At 61.1% G+C, this 24,229-nt stretch carries 17 protein-coding genes; 10 read left to right on the top strand and 7 right to left on the bottom strand.

Annotated features, from left to right (window positions below; translation table 11 throughout):
- The first annotated feature begins 23 nt into the window (after positions 1 to 23).
- The 7 genes from NKI50_RS23315 (at position 24) to NKI50_RS23285 (ending at position 11,018) form a co-directional block, all read left to right on the top strand.
- Positions 24 to 1,580: a glucosamine inositolphosphorylceramide transferase family protein gene (locus NKI50_RS23315; protein ID WP_352717690.1), complete on the top strand. Its 1,557-nt coding sequence runs from the start codon at positions 24 to 26 to the stop codon at positions 1,578 to 1,580.
- A gap of 916 nt (positions 1,581 to 2,496) precedes the next feature.
- Positions 2,497 to 3,255, top strand: coding sequence for a glycosyltransferase family 2 protein (locus NKI50_RS23310; protein ID WP_352717688.1), 759 nt, complete (start codon positions 2,497 to 2,499; stop codon positions 3,253 to 3,255).
- 7 nt (positions 3,256 to 3,262) lie between these two features.
- Entirely contained in the window at positions 3,263 to 4,408 is a 1,146-nt protein-coding gene (locus tag NKI50_RS23305; protein WP_352549099.1) for a glycosyltransferase family 4 protein, read from the top strand.
- Positions 4,405 to 6,384 carry a putative glycosyltransferase family protein gene (locus NKI50_RS23300; protein WP_352717686.1) on the top strand — a complete coding sequence of 660 codons (1,980 nt, stop codon included), beginning with the start codon at positions 4,405 to 4,407 and terminating at the stop codon, positions 6,382 to 6,384. Before NKI50_RS23305 ends, NKI50_RS23300 begins: the two co-directional genes overlap by 4 nt.
- A gap of 43 nt (positions 6,385 to 6,427) precedes the next feature.
- Positions 6,428 to 7,129, top strand: coding sequence for a hypothetical protein (locus tag NKI50_RS23295; protein ID WP_352717685.1), 702 nt, complete (start codon positions 6,428 to 6,430; stop codon positions 7,127 to 7,129).
- Positions 7,130 to 7,144: 15 nt separating this feature from the next.
- Positions 7,145 to 9,751 (top strand): glycosyltransferase, encoded by a 2,607-nt coding sequence (locus tag NKI50_RS23290; RefSeq protein ID WP_352717684.1) that lies wholly within the window; start codon positions 7,145 to 7,147, stop codon positions 9,749 to 9,751.
- Positions 9,752 to 10,052: 301 nt separating this feature from the next.
- Positions 10,053 to 11,018, top strand: a complete 966-nt coding sequence (locus NKI50_RS23285; protein ID WP_352549107.1) for a methyltransferase domain-containing protein — start codon at positions 10,053 to 10,055, stop codon at positions 11,016 to 11,018.
- A gap of 305 nt (positions 11,019 to 11,323) precedes the next feature.
- Here NKI50_RS23285 and NKI50_RS23280 read toward each other — a convergent pair whose 3' ends face one another.
- The 4 genes from NKI50_RS23280 to NKI50_RS23265 all read right to left on the bottom strand — a co-directional run bounded on the left by NKI50_RS23280 (position 11,324) and on the right by NKI50_RS23265 (position 17,471).
- Positions 11,324 to 12,322: a carboxylate--amine ligase gene (locus NKI50_RS23280; protein ID WP_352549109.1), complete on the bottom strand. Its 999-nt coding sequence runs from the start codon at positions 12,320 to 12,322 to the stop codon at positions 11,324 to 11,326.
- A gap of 265 nt (positions 12,323 to 12,587) precedes the next feature.
- Positions 12,588 to 13,880, bottom strand: coding sequence for an NAD(P)-binding domain-containing protein (locus tag NKI50_RS23275; RefSeq protein WP_352717768.1), 1,293 nt, complete (start codon positions 13,878 to 13,880; stop codon positions 12,588 to 12,590).
- A gap of 123 nt (positions 13,881 to 14,003) precedes the next feature.
- Complete coding sequence (locus tag NKI50_RS23270; RefSeq protein ID WP_352549111.1) at positions 14,004 to 15,293, bottom strand: GNAT family N-acetyltransferase; 1,290 nt, start codon at positions 15,291 to 15,293, stop codon at positions 14,004 to 14,006.
- Positions 15,294 to 15,650: 357 nt separating this feature from the next.
- Positions 15,651 to 17,471 carry a polysaccharide biosynthesis/export family protein gene (locus NKI50_RS23265; RefSeq protein ID WP_352717681.1) on the bottom strand — a complete coding sequence of 607 codons (1,821 nt, stop codon included), beginning with the start codon at positions 17,469 to 17,471 and terminating at the stop codon, positions 15,651 to 15,653.
- Positions 17,472 to 18,334: 863 nt separating this feature from the next.
- Between NKI50_RS23265 and NKI50_RS23260 the strand changes: the two genes are divergently transcribed.
- The 3 genes from NKI50_RS23260 (at position 18,335) to NKI50_RS23250 (ending at position 20,865) form a co-directional block, all read left to right on the top strand.
- Positions 18,335 to 18,616, top strand: a complete 282-nt coding sequence (locus NKI50_RS23260; protein WP_352717679.1) for a hypothetical protein — start codon at positions 18,335 to 18,337, stop codon at positions 18,614 to 18,616.
- Positions 18,617 to 18,933: 317 nt separating this feature from the next.
- Positions 18,934 to 19,770, top strand: coding sequence for a LuxR C-terminal-related transcriptional regulator (locus tag NKI50_RS23255; RefSeq protein ID WP_352717677.1), 837 nt, complete (start codon positions 18,934 to 18,936; stop codon positions 19,768 to 19,770).
- Between the two features lie 798 nt (positions 19,771 to 20,568).
- Entirely contained in the window at positions 20,569 to 20,865 is a 297-nt protein-coding gene (locus tag NKI50_RS23250) for a hypothetical protein (protein WP_502895924.1), read from the top strand.
- 153 nt (positions 20,866 to 21,018) lie between these two features.
- On the opposite strand, the gene NKI50_RS23245 is transcribed toward NKI50_RS23250, so the two are convergent.
- The 3 genes from NKI50_RS23245 to NKI50_RS23235 all read right to left on the bottom strand — a co-directional run bounded on the left by NKI50_RS23245 (position 21,019) and on the right by NKI50_RS23235 (position 23,892).
- Entirely contained in the window at positions 21,019 to 21,207 is a 189-nt protein-coding gene (locus NKI50_RS23245; RefSeq protein WP_352717675.1) for a hypothetical protein, read from the bottom strand.
- A 300-nt stretch (positions 21,208 to 21,507) separates the two neighbouring features.
- Entirely contained in the window at positions 21,508 to 22,260 is a 753-nt protein-coding gene (locus NKI50_RS23240; RefSeq protein ID WP_352717673.1) for a LuxR C-terminal-related transcriptional regulator, read from the bottom strand.
- A 927-nt stretch (positions 22,261 to 23,187) separates the two neighbouring features.
- Complete coding sequence (locus NKI50_RS23235; protein WP_352496223.1) at positions 23,188 to 23,892, bottom strand: Crp/Fnr family transcriptional regulator; 705 nt, start codon at positions 23,890 to 23,892, stop codon at positions 23,188 to 23,190.
- Positions 23,893 to 24,229: the final 337 nt, after the last annotated feature.

Below are 24,229 nucleotides of genomic sequence, written 5' to 3'. Positions count from 1 at the left end.
GTTGAAGCCGCCGTGAGAACACAATGCGCATTTGCTTGAGTCTCGATCCGTCGCGGCCGCTGCGCTGGCATCTGTGGCTGGCAGAGGCGCTTGCTGAAGTGCCCGGCAACGATATCTCCTGCGCTTTCGCGACCGGCTGCCGCCCGCTGCCGTTGATCTTCCGCCTGCTGCTCGAACTCGAACGACTAGTCTATGGCTTACGTGTCAACGGCGCCACCGACCCCGTCGAGGCGGCGCTGCGATCCCTGCCGCCGCCTCCGGCCGACCAAGTGGACGTGGTGATCGATTTGAGCGGAGAGGAGCCCCTCCCGTCGGGGCGGCGCGTGCTGACGCCGCTCTTCAACGGCGTACCCGGCGAGATCGGAGTCATGGCGGCCTTGGCGAATGATCAGGACCCTCTCGTCGACCTGCACGACACGGCGCGGCCGTCGCAGCCGTGGATGGCGCGTCCGGCCCGTGTAGATCGTGAAGTGTTCGCAGCCAGCCTCGATAGCGTCCTCTCCTGCGCTGTGGCGCTGATCCTAAAAGCCTTGCGCGAGGAAACCGGTTCAGCCGCGTCCGGTGTCTCCGGCCCACGCACGGCCGTGCCTTCGCTCGGCGCGCTTCCGGCCCTTGCAAGAGCGACACGCACAGTGACATCGAAGGCAATCAGGTTCTTGGACATCCTGGCGAGAGGCGGCAGGAGGTGGGGGATTGGCTGGCGCTTCGACGAATCGGCGAGCTTGCTCGACAAAGGCGACGCAGCATTCCGGGTGCTTACCGGGGACACCGACAGCTACCTTGCCGACCCGTTCCCGTTCCGGCACCAGGGGCAGGATTTCATCTTTGTCGAACAGTACCTCTACTCGAAGAAACGGGGGTGCATTGCAGTCGTGACAGCGAACCGGAACGGGACCGCCGGCGCACCCCAGATCGTCCTGGAGGAACCGCATCACCTCTCGTACCCGTTCGTGTTCGAGCAGGATGGGCAGATCTGGATGATCCCCGAATCGGGGGCGGCCAAGAATATCAGCCTCTACAGGGCCGTGGAATTCCCTTACCGGTGGACGCGGGAGGCCTGCCTCATCGAGGGCATCGAGGGCTACGACACCACGCCGCTCTGCCACGAGGGTGGCTTCTGGTTTTTCGTCAGCCCAAGGCTGTGGAGGTCCACGTCCTGGGATGTCCTCAGCCTCTACCGTGCCGAGAGCCTGACCGGGTCCTGGACGCCCCATGCCGCAAACCCCGTCCTGCTCGATGCCACGCTCAGCCGCCCTGCAGGCGCCGTCATCCGACACGGCGGACGGACGCTACGCCCGGTCCAAGACTGCGCGCGCGGCTATGGCGGCGCGGTGACGTTCTGCCGGATCGATGCGCTCGGCGAGTCGGAATTTGCCCAGACACCGGTCGGTCGCATTCGGTCCGGAGCGTTCGGGTGCCACACCTACAACCGGCGGTCCGGCCTGGAGGTGATCGACTTGTTCGGTCATATCGGGGGTCTACGAGAGGTCACGACCTCGTATCGGTTGCTTGTATCCGATCCGCCGGTCTCGGGACCGCACGGGCAGCACCTCTCCTGGCCGGTCTCGCGTCCGGTTTAGCTACCCGTAGCCAGCTGGCCTAGCGAAAGGTACCCCCTGCGAAGGGCCGGGCGCGCTCAACCCTTCTCGGACACAGAACAAGTGGTAGCTCGGAAATCACGGCCGAGTGAAGGAGCGAGCCAACCTGCACGTCGCAGCTTCTGGCCAGTGGCAATGTCGGCGTTGCGCGCGAGGTTCATCGCGCCGGCGACCTTCGCTGCATGCTGCACCGCTCGCTTGGTAGAGACTGTCGCTCGAGATCCGGCGGCGGGTCGATGATTGTCATCGCTGGCGTTAAAGGCATTGCGATGTTGTCGGCTCCAGAGGTCGGACCTACGGGTTTGGCAGCCCTGCCAGCGTAGCTGCTGAAGGTGATCGGTGCCGCTGCCGTATCATCTGCGCTGGCGTTTGGGCCGGAACTACCCTGAAGGGATAACCACAAAGAGCTAATCACCTATTGTGCTTTCTAACCATCTATTGTGCTTTCCATTGCGGAGCCTCATTAGTAATGTTCTTAGTAATGTTCGCATTGCTCAGACGAAGAGAGGGGAAGTCTCTTTCCAGAGAGGGGAAGTCTCTTTCCATCGCTCATTTTTATTTCATCTCATCTTTGTTTCATCATGTCGTGGAGTCCGCATATGCTTAGAATAAGCACATCCGGGGATGTCGCTGCCATCGAAGCTGGCACCTACGGCTTGTCGCTGGCGGCGCATTTGCGTGCGCGCAGTGTGGAGCACCGGATTTTGGATTTCATCGGTCCCTCCGCCGCGAACGGCTTCGGTCCCACGTGCCGGTTCCGGTCCGGGACCCGTCCTCTCGCCCGAGACTTGTCGGCAGTCCTGGCTCGCTTCCAACCTTCGCCGCTGGTCCGACGGCTCGACCGCACCGTGCTGCCATGAATGCCCCTGTCTCCAGCATCGTCGCCCGCGGCGCTGCCGTGTCGGCGCCTGACCCAATCAGCGTCGCGCTGCGGCGGTCGCTGACTCTGCCCCGAGTCAGCTTTATCGTCCCGACGCTCAACGAAGCCGAGAACCTACCTTGGCTTCTACCGCGCATCCCCAACTGGGCGCACGAGATCATCATCGTGGACGGTCGTTCGACGGACGACACAGTCGCGGTCGCGCGCCGCCTGCGCGAGGACGTGAAGGTTGTCATGGAGCCCCGGCGGGGCAAGGGCGCCGCATTGCAAGCGGGATTCCTGGCCGCCACAGGCGACATCATCGTCATGCTGGACGCCGATGGCTCCATGGTCCCGGAGGAGGCGATCGTTTTTGTCAGTGCGCTGATGGCCGGTGCGGATCTGGTCAAGGGCTCACGCTTCCTCCAAGGCGCCGGCACCAACGACATGTCGCTGTTCCGAATGCTCGGCAACTGGGGGCTGACCCTGATGGTGCGGCTGCTCTATGGCGGTTTGTTCTCCGATCTATGCTACGGATATATAGCCTTCTGGACCAAGCACGTCGCCACGCTGAACTGTGACTGCGATGGGTTCGAGATCGAGACCCTCATCAACGTGCGGGCTTTGAAGAACCACCTTATCATCGTCGAGGTGGCGAGTTTCGAGGCTTCGCGCATTAGCGGTGTGAGCCATCTGCGCGCCATCCCGGACGGCTGGCGCGTTCTCAAGACCATCCTGCGCGAGAGGCTGCACGAACAGCACAGGCGAAATGCGAAAGCCTATGATGCCGGTGGATAAGCCCCGAATGCGAATCCTGATGGTTGCCGCTCGCTGCTATCCGTTCATGGGCGGTATCGAAACTCACATCCAGGAGGTCGGTCCTCGCTTGGCGGCGCGTGGCCACACGGTCGATGTGCTCACCACCGATCCCTCGGGGGAATTGCCGGTGGAGGAGGAGGTGAGCGGCATGCACCTGCAGCGCGTGCCGGCCTGGCCGAGGGAGCTGGACCTCTATGTGGCACCTGGCATCTATACCGCGATCCGGCGCGGGGCTTGGGATATGATCCATTTCCAAGGTTACAGCACCTTCGTGGTGCCGATCGGGCTGCTCGCGGCGGTCCGCGGGGAGGTGCCGTTCATTCTGACCTTCCACAGCGGCGGACATTCCTCCCGGCTGCGCAACGCCGTGCGCGGCACCCAGCACGCGCTGCTTCGGCCGCTGGTGGCCCGGGCCGCGCGGCTGATCGGCGTCTCCGAATTCGAGGCCAACTTCTTCAGCGCTAGGATGCGCCTGCCGCGGGAGCGGTTTGTCGTCATCCCGAACGGTGCCGCAATGCCCGCTGCGAGCCCCAGCGTTAAGATCGATCCGCACCTGATCGTCTCGGGCGGCAGGCTGGAGCGCTACAAGGGCCACCACCGGGCGATTGCGGCCTTGCCCGAACTGATCCGCCGGGTGCCAGACGCGCGACTGCATGTCGTCGGAACAGGCCCGTATGAGGGAGAATTGCGGCGCCTCGTCGCGACACTCGGCCTCGAGAAGCGGGTCACTATCGCGAGCATCCCCGGATCCGACCGGCAGAAAATGGCTGACCTCCTGGCGAGCGCCGCGCTATTCGTGCTGTTCAGCGAATACGAAGCCCATCCGATCGCCGTGATGGAAGCCCTGTCGCTGCGCCGTCCGGTCCTCGTCAGCAACACGTCCGGTCTGGGGGAGCTGGCCGCCAATGGCCTGTGCCGGGCGATTCCGCGCAACGCCGGTCCTGGAGAGCTGGCCGCCGCCATGGCCGAAGAACTGAAGGCCCATCGGCAGGTCCCGGATTTGGCGCTGCCGGACTGGGATGCCTGCGCGCAAGCGCTGAGCAACGTTTATTGTGATGTCCTGGGCAGCCGATCCACGGTCCGCTTGCCCCCCGGCGGCGCGACGTCGTGGCCTCCTGTGCGGAGGGCATGACGCTGATGACGCCGGCTTATTTCACCGCAGGAACCAGGATCAACCCGCTCCAGGCCGGGATACGATTCGTCTCGGCCGTTATCGGTCCCGACCTTCGCGGCGGCAGCGCCGGTGACCCGCCGCAACGCGCCAATTCCGGATGGATCGCGGTTCTGTGCCTGACGGTCGCCACGGCTGTGCTCCTGGTCGTGGCCGGGCACGCGGCCGGACGCCGGGGCTATGACGTGGCGCCGCCGCTCTTCTGGTCCGGTGTCGTCCTCCTGGTCGCTCCGACCTGCCTTCGCATCGCCTGGCCGACGACAGCCCGTGGTGAGCGCCTGTTCCTGCTCTTCCTGCTTGCCGAAGCCCTGTTCTACTGCAAGATAGTCTATTCCCCGACGAGCTTCAGCGGTTATGACGAGGTCTTGCACTGGATCTCGGCCGAGGATCTCGTCACGGCCCGCCGGCTGTTCCTTTCCAACCCGCTTTTCCCGATCGGGCCAACGTATCCCGCCCTGGAAATCCTGACAACGGCGATCGTCGATCTGACGGGACTTCCCTTGTTTGTGTCGGGGACGCTCTTGTTGGTCATCCTCAAGGGGACGTTCATCGGTGCCCTGTTTCTATTCCTCGAGAGCATCGCCGGATCGCCGCGTATCTCGGCCATCGCCTGTCTGGCCTATATGGGCTGCTCAACCTTCTTCCTGTTCGATTCGATGTTCTCCTACGAGAGCCTTGGCATCGTGCTGTGCGTGCTGACCTTCGCGGTCGAAGCAGCGTCCAAGGATCTCGTCGGGCGACCGAGGCTGAAGTCGCTCGGGCTGATAGCCTTGCTGTTGGCAAGCCTGGCGGTCACACATCACCTCTCGGCCGCCTTCGCCGCCATCTATTTCGGAGCGCTGGCGGCCCTCGAGGCCTTGCGCCGGCACGACCCCCTGCGGATCAAGACCAGCATTGCCGTCGGCCTCGCGGCGATCCTCGCCATAGCCCTGCCGTCCCTGTGGGTGCAGGCCCGTGGCATCCCTCTCACAGGCTATCTCGGCCCGGTGATCGAGTCCGGTTTCGACACATTGCTCGGGAAGATCCTGGGCGCGCCCACCCCGCGGTCGGAGCACCTCGGAGCGCCGGACAAGGCCCTCTACATGCGGCTGACCACCTTGCTGGCGCTCCTGCTGGTGGCACTCGGACTGGCAACGGGATTCTTTCGGTCGCTGGCCATGGCAGCGCCGAGTGGTCCGCGCTCCGGTTGGCGTCCGATCCAGGACATTCTTAAACGCCGCTGGCGCGACAGCCGCCTCGTGCTCCTCAGCTTGCTGGCCTTCGGGCTCCCAGTCTCGGTCGCCTTCCGACTGACCATCGCTGGATGGGAAATCGGCAACCGCATGGGAACGTTCGTGTTCATCGCCGTCGGGCTGGTCGTCGCGGTGAGCATCGTCAACTTCTGGCAGGGCCGCACGCCACGCGGGTGGCGCCGCATCGCACCGGCCGTTGCTCTGGCGGTCATCGTCCTGGGCGGCGTCACGAGCTCTTCAATTAGTCCGATCCATGGGCGCTACAGGGTCTCCGCAGATCAGGAATCGATCGAGCCGATGGGGATCGAAACGGCACGCTGGGCCAAGGAATGGCTTGGTGCGGGCAACCGCTTCACCACCGACCGCATCAACCGCCTTTTGCTCGCGGGCTATGGCCGGCAGGACGTCAGGGTCACTATCGTCGAAGGGATCGATCCCGCGCGCATATTCGAGTCCGAGACATTGGGGCCCGACGAGTTTTGGGCCCTGGCGGGAAGCGACATCGATTTCCTGCTGATTGACCTGCGCCTGACCACGGCTCCGCCGGTGCTCGGCTTTTACTTTCAGCCGTGGCAAGGGCAGCAGGGAACGCCGCTCTCGGGCGCAGCGCTGCTCAAGTTCAATGACGTCAAGGGCGTCGCCCGCATCTACGACAACGGCTGGATTGTCATCTATGACGTGAGGGGATTGCATGAGAATTTGTAGCAAGCGGGACCTTCTGGCCGCGTGCCTGTGGGCGGGGGCTGCGGTGGCGGCCGTTGCGGTCAGCGACAGCGTGCTCCTCCGTACTGCCCTGGGCGCGCCCATGGTGTTCCTCGTCTCGGGCCACACGGTGCTGCGGGCCATTGGCATCAGGACCACCTCCGCGTTGCAACACCTCGTCTACGCTGTCGGAGCAAGCCTCGCCGCCGGCATTGCCGGGGGCTTTGCCCTGAACGCCGCAGGCTTCCTTACGCCGCTCGGCTGGGCGCTGTGGTTCTGGGCCGTGACGGCCACCGCGGCGTTGGTGGCCGCCGGCCGCCGCGACACTCCCGATCTGCCAGCCTGGCCGGCTCCGGTGCGGGTGCGGCTCTGGCAGGGCGCCGCGCTCATCCTAGCGGTGCTTGTGGCGACCGGAGCCTATGCGTTGGCCGTCCGGGACGAAGCGACCTACCGGGAATTCAAATACACCGAGCTCTGGTTGTTGCCATCGGCCAGTGGCGAGTCCGGCCGGATCACCGTCGGCATCAGGAGCGCTGAGACCCAAGCTCAGCGATTCGACCTGGAAATCACCCTCGACGGGCAACCGTTCGCCGTCTTCCGATTGCTCACCATCGCGCCGGGCGAGACGTGGGCGCGGGAGATCCCGGTGTCCATTTTGGCTACCCCGCAGAAGGCGGAGGCCCGGCTCTATCGGCCGGAAGACAACCGACTCTATCGCAGCGTTTCGACGCTGGTGCCGCGCATCTGAAAACGAGGCTCGACTATGCGCATCCTGCTACTGTCGCAGTTCTATCCTCCGGTGATCGGGGGAGAGGAGCGACACGTCCGCAACCTCGGCGCGGCGTTGGCGCAGCGGGGCCATCATGTCAGCGTCGGGACCTTGACGCATCCCGGATCGCCCGAAACCGAGCTGGACGGCGCGGTCCGCGTGCACCGCCTGCGCGGCACGCTCCAGCGTCTGTCAGGCCTCCACACCGATCCCGAGCGCCGCCACGCACCACCTTTCCCGGATCCCGAACTGGTGCTAGCCCTGAAGCGGCTGGTCGCCCAGGAGAGGCCGGACATCGTCCACGCCCATAACTGGATCTACGCGTCCTTCCTGCCGCTCAAAAGTCTGAGCGGGGCACGCCTCGTGGTCACGCTCCACGATTACGGCCTTGTCTGCGCCAAGAAAAACTTCATGCACTTGGGCGCCCATCTCTGCAGTGGCCCAACGCCGGCCAAGTGCCTGCCCTGCGCCACAGGGCATTACGGCGCCGTGAAGGCAGCCGCGACCACCATGGGCAACTGGGCGTCGAGCTTCGCCGCTCGGCGTGTAGTGGACCGCTTCATCGCGGTGAGCCACGCGGTGGCGCGTCACACCGGACTCACCCAAGGCCGCGCCCCTTACGAGGTCATCCCCAACTTCGTGCCCGACGATGTCGGGCTGCTTGGCCCGGAAGATCCCTGCCTGCGGGAGCTACCCGGGGATGGATTCATCTTGTTCGTCGGCGACATGATGCGGCTCAAGGGCATTGACGTTCTCCTGCAAGCCTATGCCGGCCTGGAGCGGGCGCCGCAGCTGGTCCTGATCGGGCGCCATGTCGCCGACACGCCAACCGAATTTCCGCCGAATGTCCGAGTCTTCACTACGTGGCCGCATTCCGCCATCATGCATGCATGGCGGCGCTCACTGTTCGGCGTGCTGCCATCGGTCGGGCCCGAAGCCTGCGCAACGGTCATTATGGAAGCAATGGCGTCAGGCAAGGCTGTCGTCGCAACCGATGTCGGCGGCATGCCGGATCTCATCGATCATGGCGAAACAGGGCTTCTCGTGCCCCCAGCTGACGCGCATGCCCTGGCCCACGCAATGCAGACACTTTTGGAGGACCGCGCCTTGCTGGCCCGCCTGGAGGCGACAAGCCTCGCCAGGGTTGGACGCCTCAAGGCCGGAGCGGTCGTGACCCGGATCGAGCAGGTCTATCAGGACGTCCTGCGCACCGCGGCCAGCAGGTCCCCGGTGCCGGCGCAGCAAGGCTCGGGAGAGCCATCATGCCTGCAGGTAGATCTCGCCGGGATGGCCATTATTCGCGTGCGCCGGGAGCTTCGAATGTGCGCAACGCTAGTCATGAATACCGGCGCTCTGGCGATCGGAACGATTGCAGCGGCCGGTCTTGGGTTTGTTTATTGGTGGCTCGCGGCCCGGCTGTTTGCGCCGGAGGTGATCGGCAACGCCTCCGCCCTCCTGTCCGTGATGGCGCTCTTCGGCCTGCTGGGGGAGGCCGGGCTCGGGACCCTGCTGATGGGTGAAATGGTACGGCATCCCGGCAAGGAGCGCGGCCTCGTGGCCGCTGCAGCATCCGTCGGGGTCGCGCTGGCGGTCGGCCTGGCCTTGTTGTTTGTCTTCGGGGAGGCGTACCTCAACAGCTCGACCGGCCCGATCCGCGGCTGGCTCGAGGGTATTGCGTTCGTTCTCGGCTGCGGCCTGACCGTTCTCGGCATTGTGGCCGATCAGGCGTTCATGGGCAACCTGCGCAGCAGCAGCAAGATGATCAGGCAAGTGCTGTTCTCCACGATCAAGCTGATGCTGATCGCCGCCGCCGCGTCCGCCGGCTACGCCTCCAATGCAGCGCTTCTTCTGACCTGGGCGGCCGGCTTGCTGGCGTCCTGTATCGGCGTCGATCTCTTGACCCGAGGCGGTGCGCGTCGCCTCGTCGGGACCCCCGATTTCCAGCTGCTCCATACGCTCCGACGCAAGGTGTTCGACCACTACTCGCTCGATGTGGCCTTGCAGGCCCCGATCGTCATCATGCCCTACCTTGTGCTGGTTCTCCTGTCGCCGATCACAAATGCCGCCTTCGTGCCGTTGTGGATGCTGGTCTCCATGGCCTCGTTGATTCCAGCAGCCATGGCCACGATCCTGTTTCCCGTGGTCAGAGCGAGCCCGAAACAATCCAGACACGACTTCCTTGTGTCGCTCATGGCGTCATTGCTCTTCTCGCTGGCTTGCGCCGTCTTTGTCTTCATCTATTCGCAAGAGATCCTTGCGGTCTTCAATCCGGCCTATTCTGAGATCGCCGGTTCGAGCCTGCGCTTCCTCGGCTTCAGCCTGTTGGGATCAACGCTCAAATTTCATGCCTGCACGCTGGCGCGACTGGGCGACAGGATGCGCAAGGCATCTCGCTGGTTCGCGCTTGGAGGATTGCTGGAGCTGTGCTTCGTGGTCGCGGGGGCGAAGCTTGATGGACTTCAAGGCCTGGTCCTAGGCTGGACGCTCGCCGTCAGCGTCGAGGGTGCATGTGCGGCTCTCGTTTTGGCCTTTGCGACGAAACTGAATTCTGCCGCCGGGCCTGTACACGAAAGCCCGACCGCGTCGCCGCTCCAGACTTGAGGAAACCGCTCATGGTGCAGGGTTATCGACGGCAACTGGATGGAAAACAGCCTGCCTCCGAAGGTCCAGAGAATTTGCAGAAGGAACAACAAACCAGTCGCAGCAGAGAGGCAATCCCGGCCGTGGTGATCATGGTAACGGCTGCGGCGCACACGTCCGCTTGGTGTTGCCGCCTGCGGCAGAAAATAGAGGCTCGCATCTCCCAAATGGGGGGCTCCTGTGCGCGCGTCCGAGTGAAAGCTTCCGGGCCGAACCAGGATGAAGATTCAACCGCCAGCACTTGCTAGCAACTGGAGGCAAGGTGGACTCGACAGCCAAGTTACTCCCCCATGGGCTATTGCGCTGCCCGCGCTGTAAATCCGGCATTGCGGTTGTTCAGGCGGGTGCGCCAGCACGCGCCTTCGTATGCCAGGCCGCCGATTGCGAAATGTCGCAAGCTGGATTTCCCGCTCTCGACGGCATTCCTGTACTGGTTGACTTCGACAACTCCGTCCTGTGCCGGGAGGAGGTGCAACTTACCGGGGGTAGCTCTTACAAGGAACGCAGCGCGGGCTTTCTCCAGAAGATCCACGGCTTCTTCTGGCGATCCGCCGGCCCGACCGCCGCGAATGCCGACCGCTTCATCGCCGAGGCGAAGCACCTTGATGCCCATCCCACCATCCTGGTCATCGGAGGCGGCACAATCGGCAGCGACGCGGAAGCGCTTTATCGAGACCGCGATCTTAGCTTAATCGGAACGGATATTTACAAATCCGACCTCACCTTGATCATCGCGGATGGGCATCAGCTTCCGTTGGCCTCGGGTGCGATCCACGGCGTCTGGGTCCAAGCCGTCCTGGAGCATGTTCTAACGCCCGAGCAGGTCGTCGCCGAGATTCATCGTGTTTTAGTCGCGGACGGGGTGGTCTATGCAGAGACGCCCTTCATGCAGCAAGTCCACGAGGGGGCCTACGATTTCACCCGTTTCACCCCAAGCGGACATCGTTGGCTGTTCCGCCATTTTGACGAGATCGACGGCGGCATTACGCGTGGCCCCGCGATTGTGATGCTCTGGTCCATCCGCTACTTCGTCGGCTCTCTTTTTGGGAGTTATAAGATCGGCACGATGGCGGCCACGGGGCTGTTCTGGCTTCGTCATTTCGAAAGACTCTCCCAGCCGGGATATGCAGCCGACGGCGCGAGCGCAGTCTATTTTCTTGGCCGCCGTTCGGAGCGTGCAATGAAACCGAAGGACATCATTGCCTACTACAAGGGCGCGCAGCGATAGTCGTCTCTGAAGAAAGCGCTTGAGCTCTGATTCAAGCGAGTTGCCGAGCTGCGCCGGTCTTGACGAACGTCCGGATCAAAGCACGTAAAAGCTCTGCGAGCCAACGCAGGAGCTGGCCGAAGTTGTAGTTGGCAGCGGCGAGCCTGCGGGCCATCGCGATCGGATTTGTCGGCGTCGAGCACTTTGGCGGGCCGTCGTGCCGCGCGTGCAACGAACTATCCGCGGCCTTCGGCAGATGCCTACGTTTGAGCGCTCTTGCGGATCGCCTCTTTGTTGACCGGCGAGTCGGGATAACGCTGAGCCAATCAGCACCTAAACTCTGATTGTTCTTTTCGGTATGTTGAAATCGGTTCAGTTTTGATAGCGCGCCAGATCACACGGCGCAGCGTTTCTTTCGCGGCTTTGGCTGACTCCAGTAGCGCCGGACCTGGATCGTCCCAGCGCCAGTAGGCGTTGTGAATCCGATGACTCGGCGGATAGAAACAGCCGGCGCCAAGGAGCCGGGCCGAGATGAAATCCCTGAATTCATCGCGCCAGACGTGCGTCGGATCAAGCTCTAATGGTGGGTGTGGCTGCCCGGCGGCGTCGCAATAGCCGACATGACAGAGATTGACGCCACAAAGGGCGGAGATCTCCACCTGCCCATCGATCCGGCCAACGGTTGGCTCAACAAATCGAAATACACCGTCACGCTGGTCGCGCTTGAATTCCATGCTGGCGAACCCGTTCGTCAAACCGATTGATCGGAAGAAACGGATTGTCAGATCCTCCAATTCCTCGGCGACTTCCGGCGCCGCCCAGCAACTAGCGGTTACGCCGATTTGAGGTGGCCAGGAACGGCCTTTGCGGCCTGTAAAGGCGACCGAAGCACCCGGGCGCAGATAGCACAGGCAAAAGTAGATGGAGTCATTCGACCCCTCAATCCACTCCTGAACAATCACCTCCCCCACCGCGTCCAGCACTCGCTCGCAGAGCAACCGAGCATCGGCTTGGGTTTCGATGCGATAGGCCTTCTTGAACGAGCCATCATACGCCGGGGAACGGCTGTTTGGCTTCACGCACAACGGAGGCCGAAGGTCACGCAGGCCAATCAAGTCACCATGGTTCTGCGCCAAGAGGGTTCTTGGCACCGGAAAGCCACCGCGCTCGGCCAAACGAAAAAATGGCTCCTTCAGCGTTAAGTCGACCAGCAGTTCGTGGAGTGGGAGTTGGAAGCTGAACCAGGGAGCTACACGGTCGCGGTACCGTGACACAGTCAAAAGTGGACGGTCATCGGCAAATATTATCACGCCTTTCTGAGGCATTACTTCTCGCAATCTAACTAGTTCCTCCACGAATTCTTCGCCGTTAAATGTCGAAACAATAACTCTTTGGGCATACCGCGATACAGCTGACACATCATACCTTGTCTCAACTACTACAATCGGCCGCAGTCCCGCTTGAGCCAAGCTGCGTACAGCGGACAGGCCGTTTATTCCTCCTCCTAAGACCACGGGTGTCGGTGCGCCATCGGCTGCTAGAGTGTGTTGCCGCGGATTTATCACGTGACTAGGCATGATAGCCCCAATCCTAGCGAGAAGACTGACTTCCCTTGATTGGTTCAAGGCGAGCGTCCACATTTCCGGCTGAAGTTGTCGGCACAGTGGGCCGATGCTGCCCCGCTCGCCACGGCCTAGGCCGCAGGCTCGCTAGGTGCCTTGATATCGTGCGAGAGGTGAAGCCGGTGCCAAACACGAAACGCATGACCGGTCCAAACGTCGTAGTCGATACATGCCCGACGAAATACAATCCCGGGATGGACGACTCGAAATTCGTGGACAGCCTGGGAGTTTTTCCGACAAGACGCAGCTGTTCGACAACTGAAGAGCTTAAGAAAGGAAAACGACGCACGTCGGCCTTATATCCCGTCGCCGCGATTACATGATCTGCCTCGACGACGTGAGCGTTGCCGTCCATGGAGAGTAGTTTCAATTGTACTCCGTGCTCTGATAATCTCACCTCCCGCGGCGAGCGTCCCACAAGCAAAGGAATGGTTGCTGCCCGATCTTTCATTGACTCCCCTCCGGACGGCGAGGGAAACTTTTCTGCCATTTCAAGTCGATAGTACTCGGGAAAATACCGAAACAGCCAAGGCCAGTCCGCGAACAGTCGATGTCTCCAACCCGGGCCGATTCCAGAAACGGGACGTGCCAGGCGGCGTAGCCCGGGGTGCGAGCCTGAGCCTCCCCACCGACCACTGTAAATGATGGCCGGCTTGCGCGAGATAAGCTGAACGTCGACCCGCGCTTCGTTCAAGAGCACCGCTATATCAATTGCGGATGCTCCGCTTCCGAGTACCGCGACCCGCTGCCCCCCGAATCTTTGGAGGTCGTGAACGTCAGCGGCATGCGAAAGCTTATCGGTGGGCAGTCGGGAGAACAGCTCGGGGATATGGCGGAAATAGGTCAGGCCTGTTGCGATCACCACCTTGCGCGTCCTGAAGGATAGCCCGCTCTTCATGCGAAGATCGAATCCTTCTGGAGCCGGAACCAAGGAAACGAGTTCCTCGTCTTCCACGTCCGGCACGCAGCGTTTTTGGAACGCCAACCCGTAGGCGGAGAATGTTTCCAGCGGAATTGGAAGATCCAAATGGTCATAAGGACTGCCGTGCTCGATGCAGAATTGCCGAAGAGTAAAAGCATGCTCGGGATCAGAAAGGTTTGATGCGAACCCAGCTGACTTGAGCAGCATGCCTTTCGGCATCTTGCTTTTCCAGCTCTCCATGGGGCTGCCGATTATCCGGCAGTCAATGCCCAGTCCGCGCAAGTGTGCGGCTACCGACAGTCCATAGGGGCCAGCACCGACAATGGTCACATCGCACATCGTATACAAAGCGCACCTCCTGTTGATCCTCGCCTGCCGAAGGCCCGCACCCGCCGACCACATATCCAAGAACCTGCTACCAATACTTGACATTGAGTGGCGGGTCCTTTTTTGGCCGACGCCTCAAGCCGCGGCTTGTTTCATCCGGGCAACAATGCGCCCCAGCACCCGCTTGGCACCGCGCAGCTTTGCCTCGATGCGGCGCTCCGGATTGTCTCTGCCTATTGCGATCCACTTCATGGGATGCTCCGCATTGGCCAGGTGGGACTTGTGCCCGGAGAAGCCTGCCAGAAAATCGTAGCCGCGCTCCCCGCGTCGGATGCTGTCCTCAATAGCCAGAACATGGCTGATAAGCCCGGGCTTGAGCCGGCCGTCGCGCTCATACAGAAAGCCGCTTTGGTAGTTGTAAACACGGCCGTCATGCACGAAATTGTACAGGACCCCAATTGTCTGGTCCCCAGCCAACGTCCGTGAGATGCGGACCGTCCCGCTGGGAGCTCCGCGTGCAATGAGCTCCTCGTGAAATCGACGGAAGCTCGGATTGGCAAAAGCCCCCTTGCGTCCCCACCGCGCCTGATGAAGCTCGGCGAGCAAATCAAACGCGGCGAGCGCCTCCGATGTCATTTCCATAGTCCGGAACGCAATGGGGCCGCGTTCCGCATATAACCGCATGGCACGGCTTACCGCCTGCCGAGTATTGCGGCCCAATGTGGCGCGGTAATTTCCGCCTTTCTGGCGGACTTTGGCGAAATCGATCCACCGTGCCGTATCTTCTGCTTTCACCTCGGTAAGGAGCCCGGCCCGGCCCGCGGTGCGACAAGCGGCCAACTCGAACTCCGGTTCAATTCCGGAGAGCACCAGTTGGTCAGAGTGGCGCAAGTGATGCGCCAAGGCCTCGACGCATGCCACTCGAGTGGCATCGGCCAGGGATCGCTCCGCAAGAATATCATTGTACTCGATGAACAATCGATCGAAACGAACATCTCCAGTTTCATTGAGCAGCCAACGCGCCCGCGCATGCCGCCCGAAACTCCACGCCCTCCGCCGGCAAATAATCGCCAATCCAACGATCCTGCTTGACGTCCGAGCGATTAGAACATGTGGTTGCGCGCCCCCCGGCAGATGCCGCAGCCAAGTTCCGATCCAGAGCCAGGACAGATAGAACGAGTGAGTTGCTCGCGCTTCGAGCTCCCTCCAAACGGTCTCGAGCCTCGCGATGTCCGGCAAGGCCTCCACGGTAACGTCGATGACAGTATCCTGGCGCATGGCTTGTTCTACTGAAGCCACACGATAGGGTTCCGCACCGATGGCTGAGACATCAAGAGGTCCTGACATACAGCCATCTTCCTGATCCTTTGCGCCTTGCGGCGGGAATGCCAGGAGTATCCTCGCTGCGAGCTGCTGTTCGTCCATGGAGCACTCGGGGTTTTCCTGTTCGGTGAAGACTTCATGTCGCTGGAAGCGAAGATTTGGGAGCGCCGGAAGTGTAGACGCTAGCGCAAATATCCGCTCGAGCGTGCGCGCCGGTCGTGACAAAATTCCGAAATCTTTGACCAATCCCGCTTGATGGGCACCTGTGTCCCGTTCGATGTCATCTCACTGCACCTTGCCAATGATCCGAACTCCTGAGCGGAGGCGGACATGCTCGTTCCTGAAGCGTTCAAGCTGTCGGCGAATGGTCGTTTCGCGCTTCCCACTTCGTCCCGACGAGTTCATCCATGGAGACCGGCCATGCAGACCAATCCACTTGCCGGGCATCAAACCGATCCTCTACTCCCTCACCACGCGGGAAAGCTCGACATCGTTGCGGTTGGACGCGGCCGGCAAGCTCTCGCTGGTCGGCGACGAGGTCGGGACGGGCGAACCGGCCGGCTCTCTTGGCTCGTTTTCGCCCACGATGATGTTGACGAGGTCGCCTGGCTGCAACAGGGTCATCCCGACAGAGTCAATGCTGACCGGCCCGGCTGCCGATTGCCGCACGATTTGATACGTTGCGCTGTTCGCGTCCTTAGCAAACTGGACGCGGGTCACCGGCAACGTGTACAGGACGCCTTCGCTGGCGTTCAACTCGCGCATATTGGCCGCGATCTGGCTCTCGATGGTCTCGATCTCGACCTCCAGATCGTTCCTGAGGTCGGCCCGGGTCCGCAAGACCTCAGACTCCAGCGAAGCGAGGCGCTGCTTGGCGCTCGCGTATTGGTTGAGGGCGTCCTGCCGACGCTGTTCCGCGTCGGACAACTCACTCTGGATCTGATCCATCACCGTCATGCTGAGAACTTTGCGGTCCACGAGCGTGCGCATGCTGTTGACGCGCTCCTGGCGCAGCTTGACGAGTTTGTCGAGCGACTCCATGCGCCCATAAGCGACAACATCCTGCCTGGCCGCCTCCAGCGCACGCAGGTTCGCGCGCTCGCGATCCCTGTGGGCCGTGGCGACGGCCTTGCGCCGGTCGCTCTGCTCGTTGACGAGGTTAGCCGCTTCGGTCGCGCCGGCCAGTTCAAGCAACTGGCGCGGGATAGTGGGTGCTGTACCGTCGCGCTCGGCCTTCAGCACTGCCGCGCGCGCGAGCAATTTCAACAAGGCATCGATCGCCCCGCTCCGCTTCTGGGTCTCACGCACGGCTTCGATCTTCTGCCACGGCTCGCTCTCGGCCCGGTCGAGTCCGCCGGCCAGCGCGATCGCGTGGAGGATCGTCATGCCGGGCGCGTACTTGAACGAGCCTGGATTCTTGACCGGCCCCAGCACGTAAATGGGCGGGCGCTCCAGCGGCAGGATGTTGACCAGCCCCTTGCGGCCCAGTAGTTGATCGAAGGTTTCCACCAGGTCGGCCTGTACCTGTTGCGTTGACCGGTTGGCGACCGGAATGGAGCCAAGCAAGGGCAGGGAAATCGTGCCGTCCTCTTGGACAATATATTCGCCGCTCAGTTCCGGACGCTGCAGGATGCCGTGCAAGGCCGAGGACGCGCCCCCCCACTTGTCTTCCTCGACGTCGACGCGCTCGTAGAATGCGACCTTGAGGCGGTCGCCGACGCCGAACAGGGCTCCGGTTGGCATGCCTGGCGCGTTGCTGAGGGTTTTGGGGCGCTCGGCACTGGTGGGGACGGCAGGGACGACGGTCCGCTCGACCAACGCCGCGGCCGATGCATCCGGTCCCGTGCTGAGGATTTTGGGGGGCTCGGCACTAGTGGGGACCGCAGGGACGGCGCTCCGTTCGACGAACGTCGCGGCCGACGCATCCGGTCCCGACACGATCGCACGGGAGGATTCGGGCATGGCTTGAACCGGTTGTTCTTGCCAGCTATCGATAGCAGCAGACACCTTCTGCACCACGGCTCCGGAGACATCCTGGACCCCCTGCACCACGGTTCCGGAGACATCCTCGACCTTCTGCACCACGGTTCCAGAGACATCCTCGACCTTCTGCACCACGGTTCCGGAGACAGCCTCGACCTTCTGCGCCACGGCTGCGGAGACAGCCTCGACCTTCTGCGCCACGGCTGCGGAGACAGCCTCGACCTTCTGCGCCACGGCTGCGGAGGCAGCCTCGACCTTCTGCACCATGGCTGCGGAGGCATCTTCGACCTTCTCCATTACGGCTCCGGAGGTATCCTCGACCTTCCGTCTCACGGTTCCGGAGGCAGCCTCGACCTTCTGCGCCACGGCTCCGGAGGCAGCCTCGATGGGCCGCCAGTTTCTGACCGCTCCCGCTCCCAGGACGGCGACCCCGGAGACCCCCAAGACAAGCAGGACGGTCTTCATTCCCCTGCGGCGGGCCGCCTGTGACGAGGGAGTGACGGGCTCGGAATTGTATTTTGCATCCATGGCCATGGCGCGTGGCTTTCACTTTCAGTGGTGGCCAGCCCGTCCCGAACTGGCGGGCATCGGTCGACGAGGAAGGCTCTGCCTTATCGTGACCCTTCACCGCCAGCGGCACAACTATCCCTTTGTAGGCACTCCTTCCGGATAAACACCCCTCCGGCGAACTCGTCCAATGAGCAGATTGCTGCGCTGAAGGAGAACCTCTTTGAAGGCAAACGGGACCAAGGCGATCGAACGCAACGAGAGCCGGAAACAGTAGTCCGACGCAGCGTCTCGGACCGCCTTCAGCCCCAACATGCAGTCGCAGAATGGCTGGGCCGTCGTCTCCAACTTCGTCATCTAGGCCCTGGAGAACGAGCCGATCACGATCTCCGGCTCCCAGTCGCAAAGCCGATCATTCTGCTACGTCGATGACCTGATCGACGGCTTGACTCGCCTGATGAATGAAGAGGCGGCCCCGACGAAGCCGTCAATCTCGGCACCTATCGAGCTAGCAATAGCAGAACTGGCCCGCCCCATCATTTGTCTCGCCGGATCTCACCAGGCTCGAATTCCGGCCCCTGCCATAGGACTTCCCCCGGCAGCGCTGCCCCCGATATGGGCCGCCCCAGGGGCCGCGCCAGGCAACTCCTCTATTGCTCACCGCAGGTGCAACGCAAGGAGCGGCTCGGCAGACCATCGCCCATTTCGATGCCCGGAAGGTATCCGTGCTGTTGTGCGCGCTGCGGCTCATCGCCCTGGCCCACACCCAGTCGCCACGCCAGCTGTGGCACGTTGCTCCTCAAGCTGGTGAAGCTCGGGCGCTGGTCAGGATCAGCGCGCGCCGCGTCAAGATCGCCTTCTTCCCGGCCTGCGCCGTCATCCCAAAATGGCGGCTGGTCGCGGCGCGGCCCCTGGCCTGCGGTTCTCCCGCCTGAGACGCCGCGTCGCCCCGCGCCAGACCGGCGGCACCACCCACGCCCCAGGGAGACCAAGCCCGACAACTCTCGCAGTCCGCGCATGCGGCGCCACGATGGTGCTGGCTGCCGCCCGGAGCGGCTGAAACCCGGGGCTCGCACTCCTCACCAAGACCTCAGGCTTGAGAATCCGGGGTACCCCTCGACGAAGCTACCCTACGCCTAAAGAGGGTGTTCTTGTCTAGGGTTTTCCTGGCGTAAGGTAACACGGTCAAAAAAGAAACTATGCGAGGAGCGCCTTGCGAGACGCGCGTACCTCAATCGCGTCAGGGGAGGCTATGATGACAACGAAATCCTTGGTGACCACAAAGTCTTTTATGACAGTGCTTGTCAGCCAAAGCGAGTTACTCCGAGAGGGCCTTGTTCTAATTCTCGATGCAGCAAAGTTTCGCATTCTTTTCTCTGCGGCTTGTGTTCACGACCTTCTGCAGAAGCCGCTACCCAAGCACCGGTCCATCTTGCTCATCATGGATCTCGACGGTACTGATGCGGGTGCTGGATTCGCACAAATTTCAGAATTTAAAGGGATCTATCCGACCAGCCATGTCGTTGCGCTAGCCGATCACTGTCGACCGAACGATATAGTTTCAGCCCTTCGTGCGGGAGCTGACGCGTATTTGACTAAAGTTGCCGCTCACGACACCTTCATCAAAGCTCTCGAATTGGTTATGCTAGGTCAGACGGTGCTACCTGCAGAAACTTCGACGTTTATTCAAGACATAAGACATGGTCTGAAACATGATGCGGTACATGAGTTTACGAATGTGGCTGTTACAATGGAGAACACTGATCGAGAACCATCAATGTTGTCAACTCGGGAAGATTGTATTATACGTTGCTTGATCGGAGGGGAATCTAACAAAACAATCGCGCGCAAGATTAACATCGCCGAGGCTACGGTGAAGGTGCACGTGAAGGCCATCCTTCGAAAGATTCGGGTCGGCAACCGCACCCAGGCTGCAGTTTGGGCGATGAACCATGGTATGCTCACGTCCGCTCCTGGCACTGGCCCGTCAGGGACCGAAAAGACGGTAACTCAGCCTTCTCCCCATCCGCAAGAGCTACTTGAAGCACAAAAGGAGTACCACCTTGTCAAGAACACTCATCCGATGTGACCGCCTCCGCGTCTTGACAATATCACCTTCGGGCTGCTGACCTGTACGCTGCATTAGCTGCCGCACGAAGGAGACCCCGGTCGACCGATGCGACGAGCTACCAGTACATTAAATCCCGATGCTGAAAACCGCAATTTTGAGATGGTCTCAGGTCCCCGCAACCACACCTTCTACGATGCACTTTCCAAAGCTACGCCCTGATACGAGGTTGCGCGATCAAGAACGGGTAGGTTCAAATCACCCCCGGCGATGGTAGCGTAAGGAGGGTGCAGTAGAGACGGGATCGCAACGGGGCGCTGCGCTGGACCCCGCCAACGGGACGACCGGCCTTTTGTGATTGCCGTCGCGGATTTCGAAGACAGCCACTTCCCCGCCCACAGCCGATCGATAAAGCAGCGGCTGACGGATGCAAGATCACGGGTTCATCCCGACGTGGTGTTAATCCAGGCCAGGTTCGACACCCATCAGGACCACCGGGAGGTTCAACCAACTGACCTGGAACGTCTTCCGCGATCAGCGAGATTGCGCGCAATGGAATGCCGGGCACCGAGCATTTCGCCGAGGCTTTCACGCTCCGGAAGGCCAAAATTCTTTAGCAGTTTGCACACATTCTCTCGCAAAAAACCAATGGGGAGACCATCGAAAAATCGAGTGGGCCTTGAACTCACCGGGCGATCTGCTAACTAATTCGTCTACAGCGGTCCGGCAAGTAGACATCTACAAGGAAAGACAGTACAGAACTAACCATGCAAGCCGCCCGTTTTTACTTTCCATTTTGAAGTTGAGGGATTCATCAAAGTGGGCATGACAAAAATTGCTCCTGGATTTTCGTTCAAGAAAGCCCGGATCGGAACGGTCGAGGGCGGAGAATCCGGGGTTCTGGTGTGGAAATGGGACCAACTGGTAGCGGTCCTTACTCAGATCGACGAGGAAGCCTACTCCACGCAGGGCAAATGGTTCCTCGAGACAGGCTTCGGGCTGCTGAGCGGGCAGCACAAGAATTTCGATACGATCGAAGAAGCCGTAAGATGGGTGGCCAGGCACACTTTCCCTGACACTGCAGATGGATCCGCGGATTCAGCGGCAGGAAGTTAACCCGAATCGCGGTCAGCTTCCGAGCTGGCGGAAGTCGCGCATGTCCCTTTCAAGCGGTCGTCCTCCAGGCCTTCGTGTGCCGCCGTATGTGCAGGTCCCACCGAAGCCTTTCGGCGGGACCCAGGCTAGACGCGTTTGTCAGACACCGTCGCCTTATTTGGTCCGCAACCGAAGTGAGATCGTGCTCATCACCGCCAGCGCACCGTCGGCGGCCGCTATCATCTTCATGACAGCCCCCTTGTCGCGGGTGTAGCTGACGACGAGAGCGCGATGAGCACTCCACGCCTGAATGCCCTGCAGGAACACGGGACGGTATGTCCAGCCGGCTTGCCGTGGGGTCAAGCGCCGAGAGCTTCTGCGGCCGCATGCGGACCACTGCCTCTGACACCGCGCCCTTGGAACAGCTTTCCAGAGGACTGCAGAGCAAGTTCATCGCGACGAAACCGGGCGCTTCGGAGCACCCCGCCAAGATTCCCTACAGCATACAATCAGAAAGCTCGGGGCAACGAACCCCACCGGGGCGGGGGCCGGTGTATCTCGGGCGGCTCCCGGATGCCATTCACTGCAACGGAGATCCCCCGACTTCAATAAGACGGCGCCGGGATTCACTCGAGGCTGGCCGTCTTATTGCTTGGGAACGCTTCAGGAAGACTTCATTCTCGCAAAGAGATCGTTGACCTTGTAGGCGACTTCCGTGCGGTTGGTCGCCTTCAGCTTCTTCATGATGTTTCGGATGTGGACCTTCACGGTGCTTTCTCGCAGGTTCAGTTCGTAGGCGATGATCTTGTTCGCTTTTCCGCGCCGGAGCGCCTGGGCGACCTCGGCCTGCCTAAGCGTGAACATGCCTTTCAAAGGCTGGGTGTCGCGGCTGTCCGCCCCTATCAGGTGGCGCATGCAAAGGACACTGCTCGCAGTGACGAAGATGCCTCCCGCTGCCGCAAGGTTTATAGCCTCGACACAGACATCGATTCCGACCGAGGTCGGAATGTAGCCGCGTGCGCCGCATTCGAGAGCGGTCAGTATGTGTGCAAGATCTTCGGTGTCGGCCAGGATAACCACAGGAACTGATTTGAATTCGGACGAAATATGCCGAATCTCGTCTGCGATCCCATGATCGGTGACCTTCCGGCCGCCAAGGTTGAAGAGTATGGCTGCGAGGGGAGGGACCGAGCCCTTCTTCACGCGCCATTCATCGATCGAACCCATGGCCGCGATTTCCATGCCGAGTTCGTGGTCCGCGAGGGCAAGTGCGAGACACTCGCCGTCCAGGGCCCTTCCGTCCAGGACGAGGAGGCTTCCTTTGCCTGCTTGGCCGTGGACGCTTTTCGTTCCGCTGGACAGGACTCCTGGCCGATCGGTCGAAGTGTAATTATGCCGCCCTGCTGTGGAACCCATGCCAATCCCCAATCTTTCGGATACAAGCCGCGTTGCGGCTGCCAAAACCCCCTCATTCTTCGCAATCTGAAAGCTTGAATCCGCTGCCGTGTGTTTGAGTGCGTTTGTGATTGAGCACCCAGCCCTTGTGAAAGCCTGAGGCTCACCCAGCAGTTTTCAGCAGTTCTTCGCCCCTAGCCGAGAACAGCTTGTGCAGCCTATCGTCTATTTATAAGCGTTCTCTAACATAAGTTAATTTTTAGAAAATTTCGCGTCGACGGTCGCCTGAGGCATGTGTTGAGACCGCGTCACCCCGCCTTGAAGCTCCCGCGAGTTCGATCGTGACGCGCGGGTCCGGTCAGGTTCAATCTCTTTGGCCATGTGCCAACCGTTGGAATGATTCCCGACCGCTTAAGGAATGCCAAGGAGTGGGATAGCTCTGCGAGGTTGACTAACCGGGTAGGCGATGATGCCATTCTCAGGATGGGACCGCTCAGCCAAACCCCAAGCCCAGCAGCCATTCGAGGGAGGATCGGTAGTTCCTCGTGATTGTGGACGAGAAATCCTGAAGGTGGATATTGGCATGACCAGGGCGCAGTTCGTGGCATCCGTGGCCAAGCGCTTTAGGTCCGAGAACACCTGGCTGTATCTGCCGCAGTTTATGGGCAGCTTACACGCATTTCGGCAGGACGTTCTCCTCATGCGATAGGCCATGGTGCCGTCGGTCATGATAATCGGGCCTTTGCGGCTGCCCTCGTCAAGATAGATTGCGGGCCCGCCAGGTAAGCCGCGCACTAAGCATCGTCTGGAACTGCTCAAGCGACGGCGCACTGTCGTCTTCCAGCAGAAATTTTGCTGATGGCCTACGCGCTGGCGCCCAGCACCGCGCCGCAGGCGGCGACGCGAAAGTTCGCGAGACGGTTGAACCCGAGCTAGAGGGAATAACCTTTACCTGAGGTACTCGCTGTCGAATCCGGCTGTCTTGACCAGCTTCTTGCGGTTGATCACCTCTACATGGCCTGCCTTGAAAGCGACGAGATCGGCCTTGCGGAGTTCCCTCAACGTCCGATTGAGGTGAACGGTGGTCATTCCGAGGATGTCGGCCAATTCGTGCTGGGTAAGGGGACACTCATATCTTCCATGGGCCGACAGGCCAACGATCGAGAGCCTCTCCTCCAACTCGAGCAGGAAATGGGCGGTGCGGCTCATCGCGTTCCGCCGCCCGGCATTCATGAGATGTTCGGCAAGGATGGCGTTCAGGCGGGCTAGGGAGCAGGCGATGGTCTTCCCAAGGCGGCCTTCCGACAAGATGGCCTCTATCAGTTTCTTGCTGGAAATTTCATAAACAGCTAGTTCGGTTATGGACGCCAGAGACGCTAAACGGGGTCCGTCCACGGAACGGAAACCGACAATGTCCCCCCGCAGAGGAGTGTCGATGATCTGCCGTTCTCCGTCCAGTAGTCCGCGGTAAAGGAGGGCCCAACCCGATTTTACGATGAATATCCCATCGTTGTTGTCATCCTGGCGGGATATCACCGAATGGGGTTTGTAAATTCTTGCGGTAACACCGAGAAAATCGTTGTTACCCCAATCGTCCTTCGAGAATGTCCCCCCTACGGGATGCGAGTGTATGAACTGCAACAGTGTTTGCATGTTGCTTCAATTTCCGCACAACCTACAATAATTTCTCCCGCACGAGTTTGACAGAAGGACCACCCACGGTAGAGGCAGCATGGCCTACTGTCCTCGTCTGTTCGAATGAGGTAGACTGCGTTTAGATCAAAGGGTTGCAAGCATCAGGCGGTCAAGTCTTCCGGCTTCGGCGAGACGATCTACGCCCCTGCAGAAGTGTGGTGAGATCATTGCTCAGCAGCAGCTAGCCTGCACGAAGCAAGGGCGGAGCCTATCCAGACTCGCATCTTTACGAGCACTTCGGGCTCGTACGTCTGACCCGACTTGGACGTGGCGTGTCGTGGGTGAAGGCGTGAGT

Origin of the sequence: Mesorhizobium sp. M0563 (genome assembly GCF_040321065.1) — a bacterium.
In the GTDB taxonomy this organism is placed as follows: Bacteria; Pseudomonadota; Alphaproteobacteria; order Rhizobiales; family Rhizobiaceae; genus Mesorhizobium.
Note: the sequence above shows the minus strand (reverse complement) of the source record. Positions and strands in the feature narration are given on the sequence as shown.

Bases quoted from the DNA above. Each gene is read 5' to 3' on its own strand.
- NKI50_RS23255 (WP_352717677.1), top strand. From the start codon at position 18,934: ATGATGACAACGAAATCCTTGGTGACCACAAAGTCTTTTATGACAGTG.
- NKI50_RS23235 (WP_352496223.1), bottom strand. From the start codon at position 23,892: ATGCAAACACTGTTGCAGTTCATACACTCGCATCCCGTAGGGGGGACA.
- NKI50_RS23315 (WP_352717690.1), top strand. From the start codon at position 24: ATGCGCATTTGCTTGAGTCTCGATCCGTCGCGGCCGCTGCGCTGGCAT.
- NKI50_RS23275 (WP_352717768.1), bottom strand. From the start codon at position 13,880: ATGTGCGATGTGACCATTGTCGGTGCTGGCCCCTATGGACTGTCGGTA.
- NKI50_RS23305 (WP_352549099.1), top strand. From the start codon at position 3,263: ATGCGAATCCTGATGGTTGCCGCTCGCTGCTATCCGTTCATGGGCGGT.
- NKI50_RS23290 (WP_352717684.1), top strand. From the start codon at position 7,145: ATGCGCATCCTGCTACTGTCGCAGTTCTATCCTCCGGTGATCGGGGGA.
- NKI50_RS23300 (WP_352717686.1), top strand. From the start codon at position 4,405: ATGACGCTGATGACGCCGGCTTATTTCACCGCAGGAACCAGGATCAAC.
- NKI50_RS23240 (WP_352717673.1), bottom strand. From the start codon at position 22,260: ATGGGTTCCACAGCAGGGCGGCATAATTACACTTCGACCGATCGGCCA.
- NKI50_RS23265 (WP_352717681.1), bottom strand. From the start codon at position 17,471: ATGGAGAAGGTCGAAGATGCCTCCGCAGCCATGGTGCAGAAGGTCGAG.
- NKI50_RS23280 (WP_352549109.1), bottom strand. From the start codon at position 12,322: ATGCCTCAGAAAGGCGTGATAATATTTGCCGATGACCGTCCACTTTTG.
- NKI50_RS23270 (WP_352549111.1), bottom strand. From the start codon at position 15,293: ATGGACGAACAGCAGCTCGCAGCGAGGATACTCCTGGCATTCCCGCCG.